Here is a 25,837-nt window from a genome sequence, read left to right on the forward strand (position 1 = left end):
TTGGAAAAAGGTCACACGGACAGGCAGATGTATTTCATCTCCAGGTAATCGTCGAGGCCGTGGTGGCTGCCCTCGCGCCCCAAGCCCGACTGCTTGACGCCGCCAAAGGGTGCCACCTCGGTCGAGATCAGCCCGGTATTCACCCCGACGATGCCGTATTCCAGCGCCTCTTGCACGCGAGTGATGCGGCCGATGTCGCGGGCATAGAAATACGAGGCGAGGCCGAAGATCGTGTCGTTGGCCTTGGCGACGACCTCGTCCTCGGTTTCGAAGCGGAACAGCGGTGCCAGCGGGCCGAACGTTTCTTCGGTCGAAACCTTCATTGCGTCGGTGACCCCGGTCACGACGGTCGGCTGGAAGAACAGCCCGTCCATCCGCTTGCCGCCGGTGACGACCCGCCCGCCACCGTCGAGGACGTCGCGGATGTGGTCCTCGACCTTCTCAACGGCGCTTTCGTTGATCAGCGGTCCGGTGGTGGTGCCGTCCTGCAGCCCATCGCCCACGTTCAGCCTGTCGACCGCCGCGGCCAGCTTTTCGGCGAAGGCGTCATAGACGCCGGATTGCACATAGATGCGGTTGGCGCAGACGCAGGTCTGCCCGTTGTTGCGGAACTTCGATGCCATCGCGCCCTCGACCGCCGCATCAAGGTCGGCGTCGTCGAAGACGATGAAGGGCGCGTTGCCGCCCAGCTCCATGCTGCACTTCATCACCTGGTCGGCCGCCTGGCGCAGCAGGATGCGCCCCACCTCGGTCGAGCCGGTGAAAGTCAGCTTACGGACCTTGGGGTTCTCGCAGAACTCTTTTCCGATGTCGCTGGAGCGCGACGACGGCACCACCGACAGGATGCCCTTGGGCAGGCCCGCGCGTTCGCCCAAGACCGCCATCGCCAGCGCCGACAAGGGCGTTTCCGCCGCCGGGCGGGCGACGAAGCCGCAGCCCACCGCCAGCGCGGGGCCAGCCTTGCGGGCAATCATCGCGTTCGGGAAGTTCCAGGGCGTGATGGAGCCCACGACGCCGATCGGCTGGCGGATCACGCTGATGCGCTTGTCGGTGGCGTGGCCGGGGATGGTCTCGCCATAGACGCGCTTGGCTTCTTCGCCGAACCATTCGATGAAGCTGGCACCATAGGCGATCTCTCCCTTGGCCTCGGGCAGAGGCTTGCCCTGTTCAGCGGTCATGATGGTGGCCAAGTCGTCCTGGTTCTGCATCATCAGGTCGTACCACCTGCGCATCACCTGCGCGCGTTCCTTGGCGGGGCGGGCGGCCCAATCCTTCATCGCCTCGTGCGCGGCATCGATGGCGCGGGCGACCTCGGGCCGGCCGACATCCGCGACCTGGGCGATCACGTCGCCGCGGGCCGGGTTTCTGACCTCGAAGGTGGCGGCGTCGTCGGCGTCAACCCAAGTGCCGGCGACGAAGGCACGGGTTTCCATCAGCGACGGGTCGCGGAGCAGGGTTCTGAGATCGGTAGAATGCTTGGTCATGGCGTCCTCGGGCATGGGTCAGGGCAGACAAACATGCGCCCCGGCGCTTGTCAAAGCACCCCTGCGACGCAATGGATCCGCCGATAACCGGATCGTGAAGCGATTATTTTCGATGTCATGCAACCGGAGAGGCGGACCGGGCGTTTCCCGTCCAATCGCTAGGCTGTCCCTCTTGGCGATCTCTCGGGGCGGTGCGCTTGTCGTACCGCCCTTCTCTCTATCCGAAGGCCACCCGCCAGCAGGGCTGCAGGTCGCCCGGCGCCTGCGAGGCAGCATGAACGCCCCGCGCCACCGCCCGTGCCAAGACGCAGGCCGAGGCATGGCCAAGGCCGAAGGCGTCGGCCACAGGGTCCGACAACGCGCGCGCGCCGGTCGAGACGGCGAAGACCAGATCCCCGTCCAGCGGCGTGTGGCTTGGCACCAAGGACCGCGCCAGCCCGTCATGCGCCGCGGTCGCCATGCGCTGCAGGGCCGGCTTGTCCAGCGCCGCGTCGGTCGCGACAATGGCGATTGTCGTGGCCTCTCCCACCCTTTTCGAGGCGGAAGGCTCCTGCGATGCGGGGAATGATGCGGGCAGGCCAAGGCCGCCGAACTCGGCCTCCAGCTCCCACGGGGCGGCCCAGAAATGCTGGCCGTCCCCGACGGTGGCCCTGCCGAGCGCATTGACGACCACCAGCGCGCCGACGGTGGTTCCGTTCGCCAGCACCGCCGAGGCCGAGCCCAGGCCACCCTTCAGCGACCCTGTCAGCGCGCCTGTTCCGGCCCCCGCGCTGCCGATGCCAAAGCACTGTTGCGCGGCAGATACCGCCGCGTGGCCGAGAGCCGGGTAGGGGTTCGTCCGCCAGTCCTTGTCGCCGCCGTTCAAAAGATCAAAGATGATGGCGCCGGGAACGATCGGCACCCGCGCCGGCCCGACCGCAAAGCCGCGCCCCTGTTCGCGCAGTGCCGACATGACGCCGTCGCAGGCGGCCAGCCCGAAGGCGGACCCGCCCGACAGCACCAGCGCATCCACGGCGGTGACCAGCTTGTCAGGCGACAGCAGGTCCGTCTCTCGGGTTCCCGGTGCGCCGCCCATGACATGCACGGCCGCCGCAAAGGGCCGGTCCGCCGTCAGCACCGTGACCCCCGACCGCAGCGCGGCGTCCTCGGCATTGCCCACCCGCAGCCCCGCCACGTCCGTGATCAGGTTCAGCGGGCCCTGCCTCATGCCAGCGCCTTCTCGGCAGCTTCCCGCGTCTGGGTCAGGGTCGCGCCGGGGGTCAGCGCCTCGTGGTCGAGGCGCAGCTCGATCAGCGACAGCCGGCCCGACAGACGGGCGCGTTCGAAGGCCGGGGCGAAATCCTCGTCCCGCTCGACCAGTTCGCCATGGCCGCCATAGGCGCGGACCAGGGCCGGGAAGTCCGGGTTATAGAGGTCCGTCCCCGACACCCGCCCCGGATAGTGGCGTTCCTGGTGCATCCTGATGGTGCCGTAGCGGCCGTTGTTGCAGACCAGGACGATGGGCGACGCACCGTATTGGGCGGCGGTCGACAGCTCGTTCAGGGTCATCTGGATGCAGCCGTCGCCCGCCAGGCAGACGACGGTCCTGTCAGGATGCGCCAGGCTGGCCGCGACGGCCGACGGCAGGCCATAGCCCATCGACCCCGAGGTCGGCGCCAGCTGCGTCCCGAACTGCCGCCAGCGGTAATAGCGGTGCAGGAACGAGGCATAGTTGCCCGCCCCGTTCGTCACGATGGCATCGGGCGGCAGGTTGCTGGTCAGCCAGGTCACCACCTGCTCCAGCCGCAGGTTGCCCGGCGTGGCGCGCGGGGTCTGCCACGCCTCGTAAGACGCCCGCAGCCGTGCGCGCCAGTCCGACCACCCGGCCAGTGGCGCCGGCAGGCGTGCCAGTGCGGCCACCACCGCGCGCGGATCTGCGGCCAATCCTGGATCGGCGCGCCACAGGCGCCCCAGCTCGTCAGGATCGGGATGGACCTGGATCACCCGTGCATGCGGCCGCACCGGATCCATCAGCGCATAGCCACCGGTCAGCGTATCCCCCAGCCGGGACCCCAGCGACAGGATCACGTCGGCCTCGCGCAGGGCTTCGCCCAGGGCCGGGTTCATGCCGATGCCCAGATCGCCCACGTAATGCGGCAGGGTGTTGTCCATCCGGTCCTGCCGCCGGAAGGGAACTGCCACGGGCAGATCCCAGCCCTTTGCGAAAGCCGCAAGGTCGTCCGCCGCCTGCTGGGACCAGAGGCTGCCGCCAGCGACCACGAGGGGGCGCTTTGCGCCTGCCAGCGCCTGGGCGATGGCGGAAGCAGCCTCTGGCGCGACCTCTGCCAGCGGCTTGCGGGCAGGGGGCTGGTCGGGGATGTCGGCGCGGCCCGACAGCATGTCCTCGGGCAGCGCCAGCACGACGGGACCAGGGCGGCCCGAGCAGGCGACATGGAAGGCGCGGGCGACGTATTCCGCAATGCGGTCGGTCTGGTCGATCTGCGCCACCCACTTGGCCAGCGGGCCGAACATCGCGCGATAGTCGACCTCCTGGAAGGCATCGCGGTCGGTGTCGCCGCGGGCGATCTGGCCCACGAACAGGATCATCGGCGTCGAATCCTGCAGCGCCACATGCACGCCCGCGCTGGCATTGCTGGCGCCCGGCCCGCGGGTCGCGAAGCAGATGCCGGGACGGCCGGTCAGCTTGCCCTCGGCCTCGGCCATCATCGCGGCGCCGCCTTCGTGGCGGCAGACGATGTTGGCGATGCCGCTGTCGTAAAGCCCGTCCAGCGCCGCGAGAAAGCTTTCACCGGGGATCGAGAAGACCCGCTTGACCCCGTTCGCCCTCAGCGCCTCGACCAGGATCTGCCCGCCGTGCCGCATCTGTCATCCTTTCATGGCTTTCAACATCGCATGCGGACCTGCCGCATCGCCCCGATCATGAAGGCCATCATCGGCGGAAAGTTCAATATCGCATTTGCCACGGCCGTGCAGTCCGATCCCGCCCGCAGGACCCGGCGCAGGGTGCGACGGAACCTTTACACGGACGGCGCCCGACCCTATCTGACACAGCCATGGCCAAGGACGACGACAGCAAGAACTACAAGGTGATCGCCGAGAACCGGCGTGCCAGGTTCGACTATTTCATCGAGAGCGATCTCGAGGTCGGCATCATGCTGACCGGGTCCGAGGTGAAGTCGCTGCGCGTCGGGCAGTCCAACATCGCCGAAAGCTATGCCTCGGTCGAGGATGGAGAGCTTTGGCTGATCAACGGCTATATCGCGGCCTTGGCCCGCGCCGGCGTTTTTGGCCACGAGGAACGGCGCCGCCGCAAGCTGCTGGTCAACAAGCGTGAGCTGTCGCGCCTGTGGCAGGCCACCGCCCGCGAGGGTATGACGCTGGTGCCCCTGGTGATGTATTTCAACCACCGCGGGATCGTGAAGCTGAAGATCGGCGTGGCCAAGGGCAAGAAGCTGGCCGACAAGCGCGAAACCAGCGCCAAGCGGGACTGGAACCGCCAGAAACAGCGCCTGTTGAAGCAGGGTTAGCGCCCGCACGCCATTGCAGCCTTGCGTCCGTCCCTGTAGATCGGGGCGGCACAGGCAAGGGGGACGCTATGGACGATCCAAGGACTCTGGTCTCGACCGACTGGCTGGCGGCGCATCTGGACGACCCCGACCTGCGCATCCTGGATGCCAGCTGGCACATGCCCGCCACCGGCCGCGACGCCCGCGCGGAATACGATGCCGCCCATATCCTCGGCGCGCGCTTCTTCGACATCGACGCGATCAGCGACAAGCGCAGTGCGCTGCCGCACATGGCCCCCCCGGTCGAGATGTTCATCAGCCGCATGCGCGCGATGGGCGTGGGCGACGGGCACCAGGTGGTGATCTATGACAACTCGGACGTCCGCAGCGCCTTCCGCGTCTGGTGGCTGTTCCGCCTGATGGGCAAGACCGACGTGGCGGTGCTAGACGGCGGTTTTCCCAAGTGGCAGGCCGAGGGCCGCCAGACCGAGGACATGGCCCCCGTCATGCGCGACCGCCACATCACCGTCCAGCGCCAGGCCGCGCTGGTGCGCGACGTGACCCAGGTCGCCGCCGCCAGCAAGCTGGCCGATCACGAGATCATCGATGCCCGCGCCCCCGAGCGTTTCCGCGGCGATGCGCCCGAACCCCGGCCCGGCCTGCGCGCCGGCCACATCCCCGGCGCAAAGAATCTGCCCTTCGGGCGGCTCTTCAACGACGACGGCACAATGATCGACCCGGACGCGATCCGCGTCGCCTTCGAGGATGCGGGGGTGGACCTGTCGAAGCCCGCCATCACCACCTGCGGCAGCGGCGTCACAGCCGCTGTCCTGTTCCACGCGCTGGAGCGGATCGGCCACCGCAACCATTCGCTCTATGACGGAAGCTGGACCGAATGGGGCAGCTTTCCCGACCTGAATATCGCAACCGGAGACGCCTGATGCTGTCCAACCTGCAACCGCAAGCCCCAGACAAGATCCTGATGCTGATCGAGGAGTTCAAGGCCGACACCCGCCAGGGCAAGATCGACCTGGGCGTGGGCGTCTACAAGGACCCGCAGGGCGTGACGCCGGTGATGCGCGCCGTGAAGGCGGCCGAACAGCGGATCTGGGAGACGCAGACGACCAAGGCCTATACCGGCCTTGCGGGCGAGGCGGATTACCGCAACGCGATGGCGCGGATGGTGCTGGCGGACGTGCCGGCCGACCGTCTGGCCTCGGTCGCATCGGTCGGCGGCACCGGCGCGATCCGGCAGGCGCTGGAACTGGCGCGGCTGGCCAACCCCGAGGTCCGGGTGTTCGTCTCCGACCCGACCTGGCCGAACCACCTGTCGATCATGAAGTTCATGGGCCTGCCGTTCACCGAGTACCGTTACTTTGACAGCGAAACCCGCGGTGTTGATTTTGACGGTATGAAGGCGGACATCGCAAAGGCGGGCAAGGGCGACATCGTCCTGCTGCACGGCTGCTGCCACAACCCGACCGGGGCCAACCTGACCCTGGATCAGTGGTCCGAGGTCGTGGCCGTCCTGGAGAAATCTGGCGCCATCCCGCTGATCGACCTGGCCTACCAGGGCTTCGGCGACGGTCTGGATGCCGATGCCGAGGCGACTCGCCTGGTCGCCCGCAGCCTCCCCGAGGTGCTGATCGCGGCCTCATGCTCCAAGAACTTCGGCATCTACCGCGAGCGCACCGGCATCCTGATGGCGCTGGCGGAAAATACTTCCGCGCGCGACTTGGCGCAGGGGTCGATGGCCTATCTCAACCGCCAGAACTTCTCGTTCCCGCCGGACCACGGCGCGCGGATCGTCAGCACCATCCTGACCGACGACGCGCTGCGCGCCGATTGGGCGGCCGAGCTTGAGGAGGTCCGCAACACCATGCTGGGCCTGCGCGACCAACTGGCGTCCGAGCTGCGCGACCTGTCGGGCAGCGACCGCTTCGATTTCATCGCCCGGCACCGCGGCATGTTCTCGCGCCTCGGGGCGACGCCCGAACAGGTGCAGAAGCTGAAGACCGACGCCGCGATCTATATGGTGGGCGACTCGCGGCTGAACATCGCCGGCCTCAACCGCGACACCGTCCCGGTCCTGGCACGCGCCATCATCGACGCCGGCATTTGACCCTTCTGTATCCGAGTTTTGCTAAACTAGTCCCGCCATCGGCCCCGGCCGGGGCCGATGGCGGGGTGGTGCGCGACGTCTGACCCTTGTGGCATGACCACGCCTCTCAGCCTATCGGCACCGCCTCTCTTCATCGTCTTGGAAGCATGACGTTCATTGTCTCCCTGCTGGGCACTGCTGCAGAGCGCCAGACACCCCGGCAGGTCATGCTGCCGTAGCAAGTCTTGCCAAGGACCGGGCTGCCGTCGCCTGTTGTGAATCGGCTGGCGGTCAGGAATGGCAGCTGTGGACGCTTCTGGAGATTGAAGGCGTTGCGGCCCGCCAGGTGCCCCTGCTCAGGTGAAGGCGTTTGCGCAAAGCCGTGGCACACGCGCCAGGACCGACCGGATTGATGCGGAACTCATCGCCCGCATCTTCGCGTTCCGACCCGAAGCAGGCCGCAGTCTTCCTGCGAAGAAGATACGCCTTCTCAGAGCCTTGATGTCCAGAAGGGCGCAGCTGGTCGAAATGGGACCGGTCCGGTTGCCAGCGATGCTGATCGCCGAGATGCCCAAGATCGGCACCATCATCGACGAAGAGGCTGCGGCACTCACTGGATTGGCTCCGGTCGCGCATGACAGCGGAACCCTCCGCCGAAAACGGGCCACCGCTGGAGGTCGCCGGGCCCTGCGGCGTGTGATGTTCCAGGCGGCACTGGTCGCGGCACATCACCGCCCAAGCCTGAACTCCTTCGCAGACCGCCTCCGCAAGGCCGGAAACCCGCACAAGGTGATCATCACCGCCGTTGCCAGAAAGCGCGTCACCATCGCGAACGCCCTGTGCAAGAGCCGTCGAAAATGGGCCGCCGCGACAGCCTGAGAGATACAGCTGCTAGGCGGGGGCAAGGCTCTGCCCCTGCGACGGCCAGAAAATATCCTTGGGGGAGTTCCCGCAGGGGACGGGGGGCGGAAAGCCCCCTTCTTCGTCAGCGACGGGCGAGCCGCTGCTCGATATAGTCCCGCAACTCCTCGATCTCGTTCCGCGACGACCGCAGCGCTTCCATCGTGGCGCGGTTCTCGGCCTCGACCCGCGCCAGATCGTTCCTCAGCGCCGCCTCACGCTCGACATGCGCCGCAAGGGTGCGGGTATGCTGATCCTCGGCCTCGTGCAACTGGTGCGCCATGCGGTCCAGATCCGTCATGTTCGACTTGCGGGGGCGGGCGATGCGATGCACCAGCCAGCTGGCCAGCCACCCCAGAGCAAAGGCCCCGAACAGAATCAGGGCGGTCGCGGCGATGAATTCGGTGCGGGTCATTCGTCAGTGCTTCCGTCTTGTGCGGGATCAGGATCGGCCAGGTCGCCCGGCCGGGGTCCGGGGCGCGGGGTGGTCTCGTCGGCGATCTGCACCGGAACGCGCAGGCTCTCCTCGCGTTCGGCCGCGCTTGGTGCTTCCTCCTGCACCCCCAGGGTCAGGGGCGTCGTCCCGGCTGAGGCAAGATCGGGCGGCAATTGCGGTCCCTGGATCGGCGGCAGCGGCTCGGGCACCTGCATGGGTCCCTGGACCGGTGGCAGGCGCGGCCCCTGCATCTGGGCAGGCATCGGTGCAGGCAAGGCCGGCTCTGGCTCGGACTCGGGGGAAGGCAGCGGCTGGCCGGTGACGCCCGTGACAGGCTGGGGCGGCTGGGGCGCCTCCGCGCGGACCGGGTGGGGGGACAGCAGGCGGAACTCGATCCGCCGGTTCGCCTCGCGCCCGGCCTCGGTGTTGTTGGGCGCGATGGGCTGGCTTTCGCCATAGCCCCTCGCCGTCATGTTCGACACTTCGATCCCGGCCCACTGCATCGCCATCAGGATCGCCTGCGCCCGGCTGCGCGACAATTCGGCGTTGAACTGGTCGGACCCTTGGGAATCCGTGTGGCCGGCGGCCTCGAGCTGGTACTCGCTGCATTCCGCCATCGTGTCAGACAGCAGCGCCAGCGTGGGGTTGGGATCGCCCGCGATGGACGAGCCGCCGGGTTCGAAGCCCAGCTCGCTTTCGGACATGATGACGTTCAGGCGGCGGGCGCATTCCTCGCCGTCGGGCAGGTCCAGCGACGGGTCGAGGCGGCGGTCATAGCCGATGGCCAGCTCGAACCGCGCGCCCGCGCCCAGACGCTCGGTCAGCAGCGCGGCCGCGCGTTCGCTGGCGGCGGGCGATCCTGACATGCCGCGCAGCGTGATCAGCTGGGGCGTGACATCCACCGTGCCGGACTGCAGCGCAGCCATCGCCTCGAGGCCCGCGATCACGCGCACGGTCCAGCCCTCGGGGACGCGGGGGTCTGCGCGCAGGCCGCTTTGCGCCACGTCGAAGCGGGCGGCAGCGAAACTGGAGACCGCCTCGCGCATGGCGGCATCGGCGATGCGGCCCTGCATCGTCAGCGCGCCGCGGTCCGACAGGCTGGCGTGGAACTCGATCGGCCGCGGGGACTGCTTGGGCTCCTGCAGCCGGGCTTCCAGGGTGTAGGCCTGGGGCAGGGCGGCCTGCAGCTCGGCCACGGCGCTTTCGAAGCGCGCCCGCGCGACACCCTCCGGCGCAGTTAGCGCGATCTGGGCGTTCGACAGCGTGACGCTGCCGCGGCCCATCGTGCCCACAGCGCGGATCGCCGCCGCCGCCGCATCGCCCCAGTCGGCCGAAGGGGCGCCAAGGCCCAGCAGGCAGTCGGGGCTTCCCCGGAGACCCGCCTCGGCCGCGGCGGCGAGGATCTGGTCGCGCGCCTCCTCGGTATCGGCGACGCAGGCTTCGAACTCGGCCCCCGTCCCGCTGACCGCGAAGCTGAGCGTAAACGGAGAGATGACCGGCCGTGGCGCGGTGACCTGCAGGTCAAGCGTCACGCCGGCCGGGGCGGCGGCACGAAGCGCCGTCTCGAGCCGCGCCTGGTCGGCGGCATCGCGCGCCAGGGCCGCGACCTGGACATGGCCCGGCGCAACCGAAATCTTGGATTGCCCCGTCATCCCCACGGCCTGCAGGCCGAAGCGCAACGCATCCTCCCAGCCGTCGGGCGCCGGATGGTCGGCAGCCTCCAGCAGGTCCGACAGCTTGCGATCCGGGGCGGTGGGCCGCAGCTGCTGCAGGATCGCCTCGCGGTCGGTCCCGGCCGGGATCAGGCCGATCAGCGACACGCCCATGTCGCCGCGCAGGAACTCGATCTGGAAATCGGGGGGCGCCATCTCCTCGACCGAGGCGACGGTCATCTGGTCGATGATCCGGGCCGTGCCGGCGGCCGCGGCGGCGCGGGACATGGCTCGGAAACGCTCGACCTCGGACGGGGCGGTGCCGGTCAGGCGGACCTGCAGCCCGTCGGTCTCGATCTGGACCCAGTCATGCCCTTCCGTCTGCAGCGCTTGCCCGACCGCGGCGGCGGTGCGATCCTCGACAAAGGTGGCGGCCGCCTCGGCACCGACCCAGGCCAGCCCCCCGGCGCCTGCCAGCACCAGGATGGTGGCCAGAGAGGTGGTGATGCGACGCGACGAAGCCATAATCGGACCCTGGTCTATGAAAGCGCACAACCTCTAGCTGCGGGGTCCCCCCTGCGCAATCATGCCAACCCGGCTACGGCAAGAAAAAGCGCAAGAATCAGGCCGCTGTCGCGGTTCGACCGGAACAGGCGCAGGCAGACATCGCCCTGTTCCGGCTGGAAATTCCGCAACTGCCAGGCCAGGTGGGCGCCAAAGGCCAAGACGCCCGCCCAGGCGATCAACAGGTTGCGACCGGGCAGGGCGACCGCGACCGCCAGCACCGCCACCGCCGCCAACGCGAATCCTGCCAGGATGCGCGGGCTGTGCGCGCCAAACAGGCGGGCGGTGGACTTGACGCCGATCAGCGCGTCGTCCTCGACGTCCTGGTGGGCATAGATCGTGTCGTAGAAGATCGTCCAGGCGATCGCGCCCAGCCAGGCGATCACGGGCGCGGGATCGACGCGGCCCATATGCGCTGCATAGGCCAGCATGACGCCCCAGTTGAAGGCCAGCCCCAGGAAAATCTGCGGCCACCAGGTGAAGCGCTTGGCGAAGGGATAGATCGCCACCAGCGCCAGCGACGCGACGCCCATCCAGATCGCTGCCCGGCCAAGCGTCAGCAGGATCACCAGCCCGGCCAGCCCCTGCAGCACCAACCACAGATAGGCCCCCCGCAGCGTGACCTGACCCGAGGGCAGGGGCCGCGAGCGGGTCCGCGCGACCTGCGCGTCGATCTTGCGGTCGGTGATGTCGTTCCAGGTGCAGCCCGCGCCGCGCATCACGAAGGCGCCGATGGTGCAGGCCAGCGCGATCCACAAGTCGAACACCCGCGGCCCGTCGGCCATCATCGCCAGCCCGATCCCCCACCAGCACGGCAGAAGCAAGAGCCATGTCCCGATCGGCCTGTCAGCGCGGGACAGACGCAGCCAGGGCCGCGTGGAGGGCGGCGCCAGGCGGTCGACCCAGTTGCCCTTGGGCGCGTCGAAAACGGTGTCTGGCCTTTCGGTCCGGCTTTGCATAGCGTCGCGTCCATCATGTCCAGGATCAGACTGTTCATAGATCACCCGCTGGCCGAGGGACAACCCGTTCCCCTGGACGGACCGCAGGCGCATTACCTGTCGGGCGTCATGCGCCTGAAGGCGGGCGACGACCTGCGCGTCTTCAACGGCCGCGACGGCGAATGGGCGGCCACCCTGGCCGAGGCCGGCAAGCGCGGCGGCAGCCTGATGGTGGGCGGGCAGACCGCACCGCAGCAGGACCCGCCGGACCTGTGGCTGATCTTCGCGCCGATCAAGAAGGCCCGCACCGACTTCATCGTCGAGAAGGCGGCCGAGATGGGCGCCGCCCGCATCCAGCCGGTCCAGACCGACCACACCAATTCCGAACGCATCCGGCAGGACCGCCTGCAGGCCCATGCCGTCGAGGCGGCCGAGCAATGCGGCGGCACCTTCGTTCCTCCGGTGGCCGAGCTCCTCCCCCTGTCGCGGCTTCTGGATGGCTGGGACCCCACGCGTCGCATCCTCTGGGCCGACGAGGAGCGGGTCGGTCCGGCCGAGACGCTGTCGGGGCTGCCGCAGGGGCCCTGGGCGATCCTGATCGGCCCCGAGGGTGGCTTCTCGCCCTCCGAACGCGCGCAACTGTCGCGCCTGCGATTCGTCCATCCCGTCAGCCTGGGGCCGCGGATCCTGCGCGCCGATACCGCGGCGGTGGCGGCGCTGGCGCTGTGGCAGGCCACCTTGGGCGACTGGCGCTAGATCAGGCAGCGGCTTGATGCTGCAATGCGGCATCGTGTGACGCAAATACGACATCGGCACCGGCTAAGGCCCTTTCTTCATTGCGCAAAGCGCATAGCGGGTCTGTCGCTTTCGCGGCTACTCTTCGCCTGGTGCGCAAACTATCTGCTGGGTATCCGAAAACTGCCTCTGGACGGGGCAATCTGAAAACAGGTGATATGATGTCGACGATCGAGACGAACCGCAGCATTGCTGACGGAGGCCTGGGCCACGTCGTCGCGCACCTCTCCTCGCTGTTTGCGTCGTGGAAAGACACCCGCGTGACGCGCCGCGAGCTGAGCCGCCTGTCCGACCGCGAGCTGGACGATATCGGTCTGTGCCGCGGCGACATCGAGCGGATTGCGCGCGGCCTCTAAGCCAGCCTCTCTTATGGACGAACCCCCGAAAGCCGAAGCGCTCGCGGGGGTTTTTTCATGCCCGGCTGCGCGTCAGTCTCGCGTCATCACCAGTGTCGACCAGTCGCCCAGGTCGTCGCGGCGATCCAGCCCGAAGCCGGCCGCGCGATAGGCCCCGACCACCTCGTCGGCCTGGGTGGTCAGGATGCCCGACAGGATGATCTTGCCACCGCTGGCCATATAGCGCACCATCTCGCCCGTCAGGTCGATCAGCGGTTGCTTGAGGATGTTGGCCACCACGAGGTCATAGGGCGCGGCTTCCTCCAGCACGGGATGGTCGAAGCCCGCCGCCTCGATGCACTCGACGCGGCCGGACAGGCCGTTGGCGATGACATTCGCGGCGGCCGTGTCGACCGCAATTCGGTCGATGTCGCTGGCCAGAACCGTGACGTGCCACAGCCGCGCGGCCGCCATCGCAAGCACGGCCGTGCCGCAGCCGATATCGGCGATGCGGCCGGCCTGGAAGCCGTCAGACGCCAGCCGGTCCAGCGCCTCGAGGCAGCCCTTGGTCGTGTTGTGATGGCCGGTCCCGAACGCCATCGCGGCGTCGATGCACAGCCCCTCGGCCCCCTCCGGGACGGTGTCGGCGTCATGGCTGCCATAGACATAGAAGCGGCCGGCCCTGACCGGCGTCAGTTCGCGCCGCACATGCGCGACCCAGTCCACCTCGGGCAGTTCCGAGACGACGAAGGGCTGCGCCCCATGCGCGGCGGCCAGCAGCGCCAGCGCGATCTCGTCGGGGGATTCGGTGAAATAGACGCCGACCTCCCACCGTTCCGACCCGTCCTCGATCTCGAAGGTGCCGGTGCCGACGGGTTCGGGGGTCAGATCCTCGCAGGCCTCTGACAGGGCTTCGGCGGCCTCGCGGCCTTGGACATGGGTCAGGGCGGTGTACGTGGGCATCAGATCGGGTCCGGATTGGGCATGGAGGCCTCTACCCCGGTGCCTTTGAGGCCGCAATAACCGTCGGGGTTCTTTTCCAGGTACTGCTGGTGCGCCTCGTGCGCGGGCCAGAAGGGGCCGGCGGGCAGGATCTGCGTTGTGATGTGACCATAGCCCTGGACGGCCAAACGGTTGTCATAGTCGATCTTCGACGCCTCGGCCGCGGATTCCTGCATGTCGGTGAAGGTCATGATCAGGCTGCGGTACTGCGACCCCACGTCGTTGCCCTGCCGGTCGCCCTGCGTCGGGTCGTGGTTTTCCCAGAACAGCTGCAGCAGGTGGTCATAGCTGATCAGCGAGCTGTCATAGATGACGCGCACGACCTCGGCATGGCCGGTGTCGCCGCGCTTGACCTGATCATAGGTGGGGTTCTGCGTCTCGCCCCCCGCAAAGCCGACCTCGGTGAGCCAGATGCCGTTCTGCTGCCAGAACAGCCGCTCGACCCCCCAATAGCAGCCCATGCCGAAGATTGCCTGGTCATAGCCGGCGGGCGGGTTGGCACCCAGGGGGCGGTGGAAGATGGCGTGATCGGTCATCGGACCCTCTCGTTCAATGCGTCGCCGTTGGAACGCGGCAGGAATGGGCGTGGTTCACCCGCGCGGATGGGCGGCACGATAGACGGCCATCAGCCGCGCGTCATCCACCCCGGTATAGACCTGGGTCGTCGACAGGCTGGCATGGCCCAGCAGCTCCTGGATGGTGCGCAGATCGCCGCCCGCGGCCAGCAAATGCGTGGCAAAGCTGTGGCGCATGGCATGCGGCGTGGCACTGGCCGGCAGGCCAAGCGCGGCGCGCGCCTTGCGCATGGCACCCGAAATTGCCCCAGGGTCCAGCCGGCCGCCGCGGACGCCGCGGAACAGGGCCGCATCGGCGGCGATGCCCCAAGGCGACTGGCGCAGGTAATCCTCGACCGCGGCGCGAGCTACCGGCAGGACCGGCACCTGACGTTCGCGGCCGCCCTTGCCACGGATGGTCAGCGCCTCGGGGAAGGGCCAGTCGCGGCCGTCCAGTCCAAGCGCCTCGGAGATGCGCAACCCGCACCCCCAAAGCAGCGTCAGCACCGCCATGTCACGCGCCGCTATCCAGGGCGTGTCGTGCAGCGCCACCTGCGCCAGCGCATCCTGCGCCTGTGCGGGCGTCAGCGGGCGGGGCAGCGACCGGGCATAGCGCGGGCTGCGCGCCGACAGCGCCGCCGACAGGTCGAACTCCTCGCGATCCGAAATCCAGCGCAGAAAGGACCTGACTGCCGACTGCCGCCGCGCCAGGGAGCGCGCGCCGAGACCCCGTCCGCGTTCGACGGCGGCAAAGGCGCGCATGTCCGACTGCGTCAGCGCCGACAGCGCCTTGGGCGCCACGGGCTGACCCCAATGGGCGCCCAGAAAGTGCAGGAAGGCGATCAGGTCCGCGCGATAGGCGGTGACGGTATGCGCCGACAGATCGCGGGTGGCGGCCTCGGTCTCCAGCCAGCGGGCCAGCGCATCGCTGGTGGCCGGGGCGAGGGCCAGATGGTGGCTCATCCCCGCAGCCGCTCTAGCAGGATAAGCCGGAAGACCTGCGCGAAGAACCGCAGCAGGTCGGTGCCGTGGGCGGGCATGAACCGCGTCGCCTCGACGCTGCCCATCAGCAGCAGGGCGCGGGGCCGCCCGCCGCCCAGGTCCAGCGGCAGCAGCGCTTCCGACCCGACCGACCGGCCATGCAGCGGGCGCGTGACGACCATCGCGGGGCGCAGGACGATGTCTGTGCCGCGCGGGGCCCGCCGCCCGGCGGCGACGATGCGTTCGATCAGACCCTCGGGGGCGACGATGACGTCTTCGGGCAGGCTCAGCGGCGGCGCCTCCTCGACGATCAGACGCAGCGTCTCGATCCGCAGAAGGGGTGCGATGTCGGATTGCAGGCTGGCCACGAACTCGGCCAGGTCGACCGATTCCAGCAGTCCCAGCACCGCGCGATGCACCATCGCCACGCCCGACTGGTTGTCGAAGGCGGCAGCGATGACGCTTTCGTGAGTCGCCTCCAGCCGGTCGAGGCGGTGTTCCAGCGCCTCCATCGCGCGGCCTCGGATGTCGATGACATTCGCGCCCAGTTCCTCCTCTCGGGCGCTGACCAGGGCGCGCATCAGGTCGCGGTCGCCAAGGATCGCGGCGGGATCGGCCAGCAGCCGTTCCCGCATCACCGGATCAAGACCCGTGTCCGACATCAGCCGATCTTCTGGCCGGTCGCCTTCCAGTCGGCGTCGAACTGGGCCAGGCCCTTGTCGGTCAGCGGGTGGCTGACCATCGACTTGATGACCGAGGGGGGCGAGGTGATCACGTCGGCGCCGATCTTGGCGGCCTCGACAATGTGGTTCACGCTGCGGATCGATGCGGCCAGGATCTGGGTCTTGTAGCCGTAGTTGTCATAAATCTCACGGATGTCGGCGATCAGGTCCATGCCGTCCAGGTGGATGTCGTCCAGCCGGCCGATGAAGGGGCTGATGAAGGTCGCGCCAGCCTTGGCGGCCAGGATCGCCTGCGCCGCGCTGAAGCACAGCGTCACGTTGACCATGCGGCCTTCGTCCGACAGCACCCGGCAGGCCTTGAGGCCGTCCCAGGTCAGCGGCACCTTGACGGTGATGTTGTCGGCGATCTTGGCCAGGTGGCGGCCCTCGCGGATCATCTCGTCCGCGGTTGGCGACACGACCTCGGCCGAGACGGGCCCTTCGACCAGTTCGCAGATCTCTCGCGTGACCTCGGCGATGTCGCGGCCGGACTTGAGGATCAGCGACGGGTTGGTCGTGACGCCGTCCACCATCCCGTGATCGTTCAGTTCCTTGATGGCGGCGACATCGGCGGTATCGACGAAGAATTTCATGGCCGGCTCCTCTGGTGCGGTTCGGACCCGTCATACTGCAGACGTCTTCGCGCGGGAAGGGGCAGGGGGCTTGCAACCGGCGGCGGGGCCGTCTTTATCGTGGGCGATGAACCGCGTCCCCGCCTTTTTCGCCCCCCGTGACCGCATCGCGGTGCTGACCTGCGAACCCGTAGGTGTGCTGGATTACCTGGCGCCCGAGGGCGGCGTCAGGCAGGGCCAACTGGTGCTGGTGCCACTGGGTCCGCGCCGGGTGCTGGGGCTGGTCTGGGGCGAAGGGACCGGCGATTTCGACCTGGCCAAGCTGCGCCCCGTCGCGCGGATCCTGGACGCCGAACCCTTCAGCCCCGGCTTTCTGGATTTCCTCACGCGCGCCGCCGACTACACACTGACGCCGCTGCCCCTGATGCTGCGCATGGCGACGCGGGCGCCCGACATCGACCAGCCGCCCGCCGCGCGCCGCATCGTCGTGCCCGGATCGGGCGAGGTCAGCCGCCAGACCGAGGCCCGCGCCCGCGTCCTGCAGGTCGTGGCCGAACACGGCGGCGCCAGCTTCGCCGCGTCCGAGCTGGCGCAGCTGGCGGGGGTCGGGACGTCGGTCGTCAAGGGCCTCGTGGCCCAGGGTGCGCTGGCCGAGATCGAGGCGCCGCGCGACCAGCCCTATCCGCGACTTGACCCGGCGCTGCCCGGCAAGCCGCTGGCCGCCGATCAGCAGGCGGCCGCCGACAGGCTGCGCGGCGCGATCCGGGGCGGCAGCTATGGCACGACCCTGCTGCGCGGCGTCACCGGGTCCGGCAAGACCGAGGTCTATCTGGAGGCCGTGGCCGAATGCCTGGCGCAGGGGCGGCAGGCGCTGGTCCTTCTGCCCGAGATCGCGCTGTCGGCCGAGTTCCTGGACCGGGTCGAGGCCCGCTTCGGCGCGCGTCCCGGTGAATGGCACAGCGGCATCACCCGCACCGAGCGTCGGCGCCTGTGGCACATGGCGGGCCGCGGAGAGGTCGGCCTGGTCGTCGGCGCGCGGTCGGCGCTGTTCCTGCCCTTCCGCGACCTTGGCCTGATCGTCGTCGATGAGGAGCATGACAGCAGCTATAAGCAGGAAGACGTCGTCTATTACAGTGCCCGCGACATGGCGGTGCTGCGCGCGTCCATTGGCCAGGCACAGGTTGTGCTGGCCTCGGCCACGCCGTCCTTGGAAAGCTGGGTGAACGCGGCGGCGGGTAAATACACCCGGCTGGACCTGCGGTCGCGCTATGGAGAGGCGGAGCTGCCGCAGATGGCCGCCATCGACCTGCGGGCCGAGGCGATGGAGGCAGGGCGCTGGATATCGCCCACGCTGGCGCAGGCGGTGACGGCGCGGCTGCAGAAGGGGGAACAGTCGCTGATCTTCCTCAACCGGCGCGGATTCGCGCCGGTAACGGTCTGCCGCGCCTGCGGCGAACAGATCGGCTGCCACCAATGCGACGCGCGGATGGTCGAACACCGCTTCCAGAACCGCCTGGTCTGCCACCAATGCGGCGAGACGCGGCCCATCCCGCAGGCCTGCCCGTCCTGCGGCGTGGAAGGCAAGCTGGCCCCCATCGGCCCCGGCGTGGAACGCATCGCCGAGGAGGTCGCGGCCCGCTTCCCAGACGCCAAGGCGACGGTCCTGTCATCGGACCTATTCCACTCGGCCCGCGCTCTGAAGGAGACCATCGCCCAGATCGCCGAGGGCGACACCGACATCATCATCGGCACCCAGATCGTCGCCAAGGGCCACAACTTCCCGCGCCTGACATTGGTAGGCGTGGTCGACGCGGACCTGGGCTTGCAGGGCGCCGACCTGCGCGCGGCGGAACGCAGTTTTCAGCTGATGCGGCAGGTGGCGGGGCGTGCCGGTCGGCAGTCCGGCGCTGCGCCGGGGGTGGCGCTGTTGCAGACGCACCAGCCCGACCATGCGGTGATCCGGGCGATCCTGTCAGGTCAGGACGAACAGTTCTGGGACGCCGAGGCGGCAGGCCGGCAGGCCGCCGGGATGCCGCCCTTCGGCCGGTTGGCCGGGATCATCCTGTCGCACCCGGATCTGGGCGCGGTCAGCGATTTCGCACGCCATCTGGCCGCGCAGGCAATGCCGCTGGCCGAGGTCGGGGCCGAGCTGTGGGGGCCAGCGCCCGCGCCCATCGCGCGGGTCCGGGGGCGACACCGGATGCGGATGCTGATCCGCGCGCCCCGTCAGGCGCCGCTGCAATCGGCCATCGCCGATTGGCTGGCACCTGTGAAGTTGCCCACGAACATGCGCCTGTCGGTCGATATCGATCCGCAGAGTTTCCTCTGACCGCGAGGCAAGCGGTCGTCAGTTCTTCAGCACGATGCAGCGCCCGCCCAGTGACTTAAACCGGGTGCAGAACCGTGCCGCCTCGCTTCGCGAACTGTACCCGACCTGCGCCGTATAGACGGCCTTCGGCATGCCGTTCATGCGCTTGCGGACATAGCCGACCCTCGCGCCGCCATCGAGGATCGGGCGGAGCGTGCGGTTCAGCCGCGCCACCTGCTGGGCGGCACCGGCCTGGCTGGGATGACTGGCGACGATCACGCCCCAAGGCATGACGGGCGGCTGGGTCTGGAACTCTCGTAGGCTGCGGTCGCCGGCCATCTTCTCGCAGGCAGGGCGGAAGGCCATGTCGGCGGCCAGCGCCAGCCGCAGATCGGAGGGCGCCGGCGGGTTGTCGCGCCAGCGATGGGCGCTGAAGCCGGTGATCGACTCGACGTAATCGACCGTCTCGAAGGGCAGGGTCGTCTGCTGGGCGACGAAGCGGGCCGCGCGGTTTTCCCCACCGTTATAGGCAACTGCGGCCAGGCCGATATTGCCGAAACGCTCGCTCAACTGCGCCAGATACCAGGCCGCCTTGCGGATCGCCTGCGCCGGATTGAACGGATCGTCCAGCCAATAGAGCTCGGCCGTGCCCGGCATGAACTGGGCGATGCCGATGGCGCCAGCCGGGCTGATGGCCGAAGGTTCGAACCGGCTTTCCTTCCACAGCAGCCGCGCAAGAAACGCAGGGTCGAGCCCTTGTTCAGAGGCGTTCCTCTCGATCAGCTTGCAGACGTCCGAGGCATAGGTGGCCTTGGCGATGCAGTCGCGGCCGTCGTCGCTGCAGCGGTAATCCTCGGAGACGCGAGGCGCGGGCCGGCCATGCACGGCATCGACGGCGGGACGCGCCAAGGCCGGCTGCAGCCCGGCCAGGCACAGCACCACAGCAGCGCCGAGGCGGGTCGCGGCCCGCCATGCCCTGGTCATCCGTCCTGTCCGTTGCCGTGCCAGTGTAAACCTACTTGTTCTTCTTGCCACTGCCGGACTTCTTGCCGGACTTCGCGGCCTTGGGCTTGGCGGACTTCACCTCGAGCGCTGCATCGTCGGCGGACTTGGCGGCCTGCTTCAGGGCGTTCTTCTCGGCCTTGCGGGCGGCCTTGCGCTCGGCCTTGGCAGCCTCCTTCTCGGCGGTCTTGCGCGCTTTCTCCGCAGCCTTCAGGGCGTCCTTCTCGGCCTTGCGGGCGGCCTTGCGTTCGGCCTTCGCGGCCTCCTTCTCGGCGGCTTTCGCGGCCTGCTTTTCGGCCCGGCGGGCCGCCTGTTTTTCGGCCTTGTCATTCGCGGGCACCTGGGCGGGCGCCGCTGCCACGAGGACCTCGGCCGTGGCCTCCTCGGCCGGCGGGGCGGGGCGCTTGGGGACACGATGGGGTTCGGTCCGCAGATCGGTCTTGCGGGCTTCGGCGGGCTTGCGTCCGGCGGGCTTGCGCGTCTGCGTCGCCGGCTTGCGCTTGGCCGAGGCCGGCTTGGCCGGAGCCTTCGCGGCTGCCGCGGGCTGCGCCGGAAGCCCGCGCTTGTGACGTTCGGCATCCAGGCGGCGCAGGGCGGCGCGCATGATCCCTGCCTCCTCGTCCTTGTCGGCGGCGACGGCCTCGTCGCGCCACCCGCGCAGGCGGGATGCAAGGTCGTGAAGCTCGGCCTCGGCCATCTGCGCAAGGGCCGGTTGCCGGCTGCGCCCGATCAGTTCGCTCTGATCGTCGCTCAACAGTTCCTGTTCGCGCTTGGCGTAGTTCGGCATGAAAGGGTCCCTTGGTGCAGAGATGGCGTTGCGCGCCGACTTTGCCGCCGAAGGCACGGCATTGCAATTGGAAAGGCGCCGACGCGATGCGCGGGGCCGGGGTGTTCTTTCCGCAGGGGCGCCGGAATCAGCGGGCGGGAACCGCGCTTTCCACAGGCGAGACCCAGCCTGCGTCGGCCGTCGCGAAAGGATCGGTCACCACCGCCGGCTCGACCGGGGCGGCGACCTGCGAGGCGGACATCGCGGCATAGGGGTCCATGACCGGCTGCGTCTGCACCTGCGCAGTGGCGGGAACCGCGGATTCGACGGGCGATCCGCTGACAGCCACGACATCGGCGGTCGGCGCGGCCTGCGACGCCGGGACGACGTAACCCTCGGGCGTTTCGACCATCGGGCCTTCCATCTGCAGGCTCAGCGCCTCGGACCGGACCAGCACCTCGGTTCCGGTCGGCACGTTCTCGAACAGGTCGATGATGTCCTGGTTGAACAGGCGGATGCAACCGGCCGAGGTGGCCTTGCCGATCGACGAGGGGTCAAGCGTGCCGTGGATGCGGTAATAGGTGTCCGTGCCGCCCTGATAGAGATAGAGCGCCCGCGACCCCAGCGGATTCTGCGGACCACCCTCGAGGCCACCGGCAAACTGGCCATAGAGCTCGGGCTCGGTCTGCAGCATGTTGTCGGTCGGGCGCCAGCTGGGCCACGCGGCCTTGCGCGCGATGGTCGCGCGCCCCTCGAAGCCCTTGCCGGCGCGCCCGACCGCCACGCCATAGCGCATTGCCTGCCCGCCCGGCTGGACGTGATAGAGAACACGCGCATAGGGATCGACGACGATCGTGCCCGGCGCTTCGGACCCGTTGTAGGGGACCAGCTGGCGGGTGTTGCGATCGGTCAGATAGGCCGGGCGCACCGCCTGGATCGGGATCGGCTGTCCATTCGGACCCTTATCGACGCGGGCCTTGTAGATGTCGGGAACCTCCACCGGCCCCTGCGGTGCAGGGGCGGCGGTTTCCTGGCTGGGACCACAGGCCGCCAGCCCAAGGGCCAGCGCCGCGAAGATAAAAGCGAGGCGCATCGTTGCACATTCCTTGTTCATCGTCGGATCCACCGGCAGAGGCGGACACGAGGCAGCAGTTTGATTCCATCGCCGGACGGGCCGGACCCGCGTCGCGATTCGCACATCGTTCCATGAGGCCCAGTGCCAAGCCGCGTCAACCCCGCCGCCAGGGTTCGGGTGATCCCTGGCGCAATTGTTTACGACCCATGTGGCGCTGCAGCGTCAGCCTGTTCAACTTTGCGCATCAGGGGAACAACTTGGCGTGTGATCCGGTTTCATCCCCGCGTCGTGCACCCCGGCACGATCTTCGGCAACTGTTGCCGATTCGGCGCAGCCGCGCAACCCTGCGCGATTGCCCGCAGGACGTCCACGGCCTAGCCTGTGTCCAATGCCGGACCACCCGGCGATCCCAAGAAGGCCCGACGTGAAGAGCTTGACCGATCCCAGCACGCCCAGCCCCGACAGGACCGGCGGCGCGCTTGCCCCCTTCCGCTATCGCGACTTCCGCCTGCTGTGGGGCGCGACGCTGGTCTCGAACTTCGGCGGGCTTGTGCAGGCGGTGGGCGCGGCCTGGCTGATGACGCAGCTGACCGACAGCGCGACGCTGATCGCACTGGTGCAGGCCTCGAACACGCTGCCGGTCATGCTGCTGGCGATCGCCTCGGGCGCGCTGGCGGACATCTTCGACCGCAAGTCGCTGCTGACCGCGGCACTGATCTTCATGAGCGTCGTGTCGGTGGCTCTGGCTGTGGTCGCCTGGTCGGGCGCGCTGACACCGTGGCTGCTTCTGGCCTTTACCTTCCTGCTGGGCGCGGGGCAGGCCGTGTACAACCCCCCCTGGCAGGCCAGCATGGGCGATCTGGTCGCACGACAGGATCTTCCCGCGGCCGTCAGCCTGAACTCGGTCGGCTTCAACCTGATGCGCAGTGTCGGTCCCGCCGCGGGCGGCCTGATCGTGGCGACCCTGGGGGCGGCGGCCGCATTCGCGGTCAACGCGGTGTCCTATCTGCCGCTGGTCGGCGCCATGCTGCGGTGGAAGCCGAACCTGGCCCCCCGCGTCACCACGCCCGAGCCGTTCCTGGCCGCGATGGGCGCGGGACTGCGCTATGTGGTGCTGTCGCCGAACCTGATGCGGGTCATGCTGCGCGGGGCGCTGTTCGGATTTGCGGCGATCTCGGTGCTGGCGCTGCTGCCGCTGGTCGCCAAGAGCCACCCCGAGGGCGGGTCCCTGCTGTTCGGCGGCCTGCTGGGCTGCTATGGGATTGGCGCCATTGCGGGCGCGCTGCTGAATCCGCGCATCCGGGCGCGCATGGACAACGAACATGTTGTCCGCATGGCCTTTGCCGGCTTCGCCGTCGCGGCGCTGGTGCTGGGACAGACCGAATCCGTCTGGCTGCACGCGCTGGCCATGCTGCCGGCCGGGGCGGCCTGGGTGCTTGCGCTGTCGCTGTTCAACGTGACGGTGCAGCTGTCCACGCCCCGCTGGGTCGTGGCGCGGGCGCTGGCGTTCTATCAGACGGCGACGTTCGGCGGCATGGCCGCCGGCGCCTGGGCCTGGGGCGCCATCGCCGGGGCCCAGGGGCTTGACATGGCGCTGACTGCGGCGGGTCTTCTGCTGATTTTGGGTGCAGTTCTTGGGTTCTGGCTGCGCGCGCCCGAGTTCGGCACGCTTGACCTGGAGCCGGTGAACCGCTTCCGCGAGCCTCCGCTGCGTCTGGACCTGAAGGGCCGGTCGGGGCCGATCATGGTGATGGTCGACTATCGCATCGACCAGAAGGACGTCCCCGAATTCCTGCGCCTGATGCGCCGGCGCAGGATCATCCGACGCCGTGATGGCGCGCGCAACTGGGCCCTTCTGCGCGACTTGGAACATCCGGACCTGTGGAGCGAGAGTTATCATATCGCCACTTGGGACGAGTATGTCCGCCACAACCTGCGCCGGACGCGAACAGACGCCGAGGTGACGGTCGCTCTCCGCAATCTCCACCAGGGCGAGGGCGACCCGCTGGTCCACCGGATGATAGAGCGCCACAACGTCGGCCCCCAGGACGACATGCCGCTGGTCGGGAAGATCGAGATTCCCTGACCGGACCGGCAGTTTTTGTCCGGAGGCGCCGGGGGCTGTCTGCCCCCGGACCCCCGGGGATACTTCAAGACCAAAGCAGGAGCTTTAGCCTTCGATTAATCATCTTCGGGTATAAGCATTCTACGGTACAGGCGGGGACGCCGATGACCGTGGCCGAAGCAGGCGCCCTGTCTGACGCTGGAGCGATCCCCGGCAGGCAGGGTATTCTCTTCCTGCTTTGGTCGTCAAGTATCCCGGGGGAGTCCGCAGGACGGGGGCAGAGCCCCCATCCGCCCGCTCAAGGTTCGTCTCGCCAGCGGTTCACCAGCGGGTAGCGCCGGTCCAGCCAGAATGCGCGCGTCGATATCCGGGGTCCGGGGGCGGCCTGATACCGCTTCCATTCGCTGATGTAGAGCAACCTTTCGACCTGCCGGACCGTCTCTGCGTCGAAGCCCTGCGCCACCAGTTCGGCCAGCGACAGATCCTTCTCGACCAGGCCGTCGAGAATCGCGTCCAGCACCTCGTAGGGCGGCAGCGAATCCTCGTCCTTCTGGTCGGGGCGCAGTTCGGCCGAGGGCGGTTTGGTGATGATCTGCGGCGGGATCACCTCTCCGGCGCGCCCCAGCATCCAGTCGCGGTGGTTCGCGTTCCGCCAGCGGCAGGTTTCGAAGACCCGCGTCTTGTAGAGGTCCTTGATCGGGTTATAGCCGCCGGCCATGTCACCGTAGATCGTGGCGTAGCCGACGCCCACCTCGGACTTGTTGCCGGTGGTCAGCAGCATCTCGTTGAACTTGTTCGAGATCGCCATCAGCATCACGCCGCGAAGACGGGACTGGATGTTCTCCTCGGTGATGTCGGGGCTGGTCCCCTCCATCAGATGCGCCAGTGCGTCCTCGACCGCGTCGCGGGCGCCTTCGATGTGCACGGTGTCGAGGCGCGCGCCCAGCCGGGTGGCGCAGTCGGCGGCGTCATCGAGGCTGGCCTGCGACGTGTACTCGGAGGGCAGCATCACGCAGCGGACGTTCTGCGGGCCGACCGCGTCTGCGGCGATGGTCGCCACCAGCGCGCTGTCGATGCCGCCCGACATGCCCAGGACGACCTTCGAGAAGCCCGACTTGCGCAGATAGTCGCGCAGGCCCAGCATCATGGCGAAGTAATCCTGTTCCCATGCATCGGGCTGGGGCGCCATCGGGCCTGGCTCGGCCAGCCAGCCGTCCGCCGAGCGGGTGAAGTCGACATGTGCGACGGCTTCCTGAAAGGCAGGAAGCTGCACGACCTTCCTGCCACCGGGGTTCAGGACGAAGCTGGCCCCGTCATAGATCTGGTCGTCCTGCCCGCCCACCAGGTTCACATAGACCAGCGGCAGGCCGGTTTCGACGACACGCCCGACCATGTGGCCCATGCGCAGGTCCAGCTTTTCGCGGTGATAGGGGCTGCCGTTGGGAACGATCAGGATCTCGGCGCCGGTTTCAGCCAGCGTCTCCGCCACGTCGGGATACCAGCCGTCCTCGCAGATCGGGCTGCCGATGCGGGCGCCGGCGACGGGATAGGGGCCGCTGATCGGACCCGAATGAAACAGGCGCAGCTCATCGAACAGCTGCTGGTAGGGCAGGTGGTGCTTTAGCACCCGCGCGACCAGGGTGCCGCGGCTGAAGACCCACCACGCATTGTAGAGCTTGCCGCCCTCGTCACGCCACGGCCCGCCGATGCCGATGGCGGGGCCGTCGGCCAGCGTCGCGCCCAGTTGCATGAGGGCCGCCATGGCCTGGTCGGTGAAGGCGGGCTTCAGCACAAGGTCCTGCGTCTGGTATCCGGTGATGAACATCTCTGGCAGAGCCAGCATGTCGGCGCCCGCATCGCGCGCCTGTTCCCAAGCGTCCCGCGCTTTTGCGGCGTTGCCCGCCAGGTCGCCCACGGTCGCGTTCAACTGGCCGATGGTCAGGCGGAAGCGGTCTGTCATGTCGGTCCCCTTTCGATCGTCCGACCGGATAGAGGATCGTGACCCAGAGGAAAAGTCAGGCTTTGCGCGCGGGCGCCTGCTGGGCTAAAGCTGCCGCAAACACGGGCAAGGGCACAGGC

23 protein-coding genes are annotated in these 25,837 nt (G+C 68.5%); 8 read left to right on the forward strand and 15 right to left on the reverse strand.

The features are described 5' to 3' along the window. Positions 1 to 11: 11 nt before the first annotated feature. The 3 genes from OC184_RS00635 to OC184_RS00645 form a co-directional block, all read right to left on the reverse strand. Entirely contained in the window at positions 12 to 1,484 is a 1,473-nt protein-coding gene (locus tag OC184_RS00635) for an NAD-dependent succinate-semialdehyde dehydrogenase (protein WP_265505204.1), read from the reverse strand. A 217-nt stretch (positions 1,485 to 1,701) separates the two neighbouring features. Then, positions 1,702 to 2,691, reverse strand: coding sequence for a P1 family peptidase (locus tag OC184_RS00640; protein WP_265505205.1), 990 nt, complete (start codon positions 2,689 to 2,691; stop codon positions 1,702 to 1,704). Continuing rightward, on the reverse strand, positions 2,688 to 4,346 hold the full coding sequence (locus OC184_RS00645) for a thiamine pyrophosphate-binding protein (protein WP_265505206.1): 1,659 nt from the start codon (positions 4,344 to 4,346) through the stop codon (positions 2,688 to 2,690). Before OC184_RS00645 ends, OC184_RS00640 begins: the two co-directional genes overlap by 4 nt. A gap of 191 nt (positions 4,347 to 4,537) precedes the next feature. Between OC184_RS00645 and smpB the strand changes: the two genes are divergently transcribed. The 4 genes from smpB to OC184_RS00665 all read left to right on the forward strand — a co-directional run bounded on the left by smpB (position 4,538) and on the right by OC184_RS00665 (position 7,970). Further along, the gene (gene smpB, locus OC184_RS00650) at positions 4,538 to 5,011 is read left to right on the forward strand and encodes an SsrA-binding protein SmpB (protein WP_265505207.1); all 474 of its coding nucleotides are present in this window, start codon (positions 4,538 to 4,540) and stop codon (positions 5,009 to 5,011) included. Between the two features lie 68 nt (positions 5,012 to 5,079). Then, positions 5,080 to 5,931 (forward strand): 3-mercaptopyruvate sulfurtransferase, encoded by an 852-nt coding sequence (sseA, locus tag OC184_RS00655; RefSeq protein WP_265505208.1) that lies wholly within the window; start codon positions 5,080 to 5,082, stop codon positions 5,929 to 5,931. Further along, positions 5,931 to 7,112: an amino acid aminotransferase gene (locus tag OC184_RS00660; RefSeq protein ID WP_265505209.1), complete on the forward strand. Its 1,182-nt coding sequence runs from the start codon at positions 5,931 to 5,933 to the stop codon at positions 7,110 to 7,112. Before sseA ends, OC184_RS00660 begins: the two co-directional genes overlap by 1 nt. A gap of 339 nt (positions 7,113 to 7,451) precedes the next feature. Then, positions 7,452 to 7,970, forward strand: coding sequence for a transposase (locus OC184_RS00665; protein ID WP_265505210.1), 519 nt, complete (start codon positions 7,452 to 7,454; stop codon positions 7,968 to 7,970). Between the two features lie 106 nt (positions 7,971 to 8,076). On the opposite strand, the gene OC184_RS00670 is transcribed toward OC184_RS00665, so the two are convergent. The 3 genes from OC184_RS00670 to ubiA are packed head-to-tail and all read right to left on the reverse strand — an operon-like array spanning position 8,077 to position 11,602. Continuing rightward, a complete protein-coding gene (locus tag OC184_RS00670; RefSeq protein WP_265505211.1) occupies positions 8,077 to 8,406 on the reverse strand; it encodes a hypothetical protein in 330 nt (109 codons plus the stop codon). Next, complete coding sequence (locus OC184_RS00675) at positions 8,403 to 10,604, reverse strand: OmpA family protein (protein ID WP_265505213.1); 2,202 nt, start codon at positions 10,602 to 10,604, stop codon at positions 8,403 to 8,405. The genes OC184_RS00670 and OC184_RS00675 overlap by 4 nt, the downstream gene beginning before the upstream one ends. A 59-nt stretch (positions 10,605 to 10,663) precedes the next feature. Then, entirely contained in the window at positions 10,664 to 11,602 is a 939-nt protein-coding gene (ubiA, locus tag OC184_RS00680; RefSeq protein ID WP_265505214.1) for a 4-hydroxybenzoate octaprenyltransferase, read from the reverse strand. A 15-nt stretch (positions 11,603 to 11,617) separates the two neighbouring features. Here ubiA and OC184_RS00685 point away from each other — a divergent pair, with 15 nt between their 5' ends. Next, complete coding sequence (locus tag OC184_RS00685) at positions 11,618 to 12,337, forward strand: 16S rRNA (uracil(1498)-N(3))-methyltransferase (RefSeq protein ID WP_265505215.1); 720 nt, start codon at positions 11,618 to 11,620, stop codon at positions 12,335 to 12,337. A 200-nt stretch (positions 12,338 to 12,537) separates the two neighbouring features. Continuing rightward, positions 12,538 to 12,732, forward strand: coding sequence for a DUF1127 domain-containing protein (locus OC184_RS00690; protein ID WP_265505216.1), 195 nt, complete (start codon positions 12,538 to 12,540; stop codon positions 12,730 to 12,732). 72 nt (positions 12,733 to 12,804) lie between these two features. Here OC184_RS00690 and OC184_RS00695 read toward each other — a convergent pair whose 3' ends face one another. The 5 genes from OC184_RS00695 to fsa are packed head-to-tail and all read right to left on the reverse strand — an operon-like array spanning position 12,805 to position 16,563. Beyond that, the gene (locus tag OC184_RS00695) at positions 12,805 to 13,674 is read right to left on the reverse strand and encodes a 50S ribosomal protein L11 methyltransferase (protein WP_265505217.1); all 870 of its coding nucleotides are present in this window, start codon (positions 13,672 to 13,674) and stop codon (positions 12,805 to 12,807) included. Then, the gene (gene msrA / locus OC184_RS00700) at positions 13,674 to 14,249 is read right to left on the reverse strand and encodes a peptide-methionine (S)-S-oxide reductase MsrA (RefSeq protein ID WP_265505219.1); all 576 of its coding nucleotides are present in this window, start codon (positions 14,247 to 14,249) and stop codon (positions 13,674 to 13,676) included. The genes OC184_RS00695 and msrA overlap by 1 nt, the downstream gene beginning before the upstream one ends. Before the next feature lie 54 nt (positions 14,250 to 14,303). Further along, positions 14,304 to 15,230 (reverse strand): tyrosine recombinase XerC, encoded by a 927-nt coding sequence (locus OC184_RS00705; RefSeq protein ID WP_265505220.1) that lies wholly within the window; start codon positions 15,228 to 15,230, stop codon positions 14,304 to 14,306. Continuing rightward, a complete protein-coding gene (locus OC184_RS00710) occupies positions 15,227 to 15,910 on the reverse strand; it encodes a DUF484 family protein (protein ID WP_265505221.1) in 684 nt (227 codons plus the stop codon). Before OC184_RS00710 ends, OC184_RS00705 begins: the two co-directional genes overlap by 4 nt. Continuing rightward, the gene (gene fsa / locus OC184_RS00715) at positions 15,910 to 16,563 is read right to left on the reverse strand and encodes a fructose-6-phosphate aldolase (RefSeq protein ID WP_265505222.1); all 654 of its coding nucleotides are present in this window, start codon (positions 16,561 to 16,563) and stop codon (positions 15,910 to 15,912) included. The genes OC184_RS00710 and fsa overlap by 1 nt, the downstream gene beginning before the upstream one ends. A 106-nt stretch (positions 16,564 to 16,669) precedes the next feature. Between fsa and OC184_RS00720 the strand changes: the two genes are divergently transcribed. After that, a complete protein-coding gene (locus OC184_RS00720; RefSeq protein ID WP_265505224.1) occupies positions 16,670 to 18,871 on the forward strand; it encodes a primosomal protein N' in 2,202 nt (733 codons plus the stop codon). A gap of 18 nt (positions 18,872 to 18,889) precedes the next feature. Here OC184_RS00720 and OC184_RS00725 read toward each other — a convergent pair whose 3' ends face one another. The 3 genes from OC184_RS00725 to OC184_RS00735 all read right to left on the reverse strand — a co-directional run bounded on the left by OC184_RS00725 (position 18,890) and on the right by OC184_RS00735 (position 21,711). Beyond that, a complete protein-coding gene (locus OC184_RS00725; RefSeq protein WP_265505226.1) occupies positions 18,890 to 19,834 on the reverse strand; it encodes a lytic transglycosylase domain-containing protein in 945 nt (314 codons plus the stop codon). A gap of 31 nt (positions 19,835 to 19,865) precedes the next feature. Continuing rightward, a complete protein-coding gene (locus OC184_RS00730) occupies positions 19,866 to 20,639 on the reverse strand; it encodes a hypothetical protein (protein WP_265505227.1) in 774 nt (257 codons plus the stop codon). Between the two features lie 127 nt (positions 20,640 to 20,766). Further along, a complete protein-coding gene (locus OC184_RS00735; protein WP_265505230.1) occupies positions 20,767 to 21,711 on the reverse strand; it encodes a L,D-transpeptidase in 945 nt (314 codons plus the stop codon). A gap of 370 nt (positions 21,712 to 22,081) precedes the next feature. Here OC184_RS00735 and OC184_RS00740 point away from each other — a divergent pair, with 370 nt between their 5' ends. Further along, the gene (locus OC184_RS00740; protein ID WP_378926317.1) at positions 22,082 to 23,779 is read left to right on the forward strand and encodes an MFS transporter; all 1,698 of its coding nucleotides are present in this window, start codon (positions 22,082 to 22,084) and stop codon (positions 23,777 to 23,779) included. 277 nt (positions 23,780 to 24,056) lie between these two features. Here OC184_RS00740 and OC184_RS00745 read toward each other — a convergent pair whose 3' ends face one another. Next, on the reverse strand, positions 24,057 to 25,718 hold the full coding sequence (locus OC184_RS00745; RefSeq protein WP_265505232.1) for an NAD+ synthase: 1,662 nt from the start codon (positions 25,716 to 25,718) through the stop codon (positions 24,057 to 24,059). Positions 25,719 to 25,837 lie beyond the last annotated feature (119 nt).

The sequence above is a fragment of the Paracoccus rhizosphaerae genome, assembly GCF_026162645.1.
Classification (GTDB): Bacteria; Pseudomonadota; Alphaproteobacteria; order Rhodobacterales; family Rhodobacteraceae; genus Paracoccus; species Paracoccus rhizosphaerae.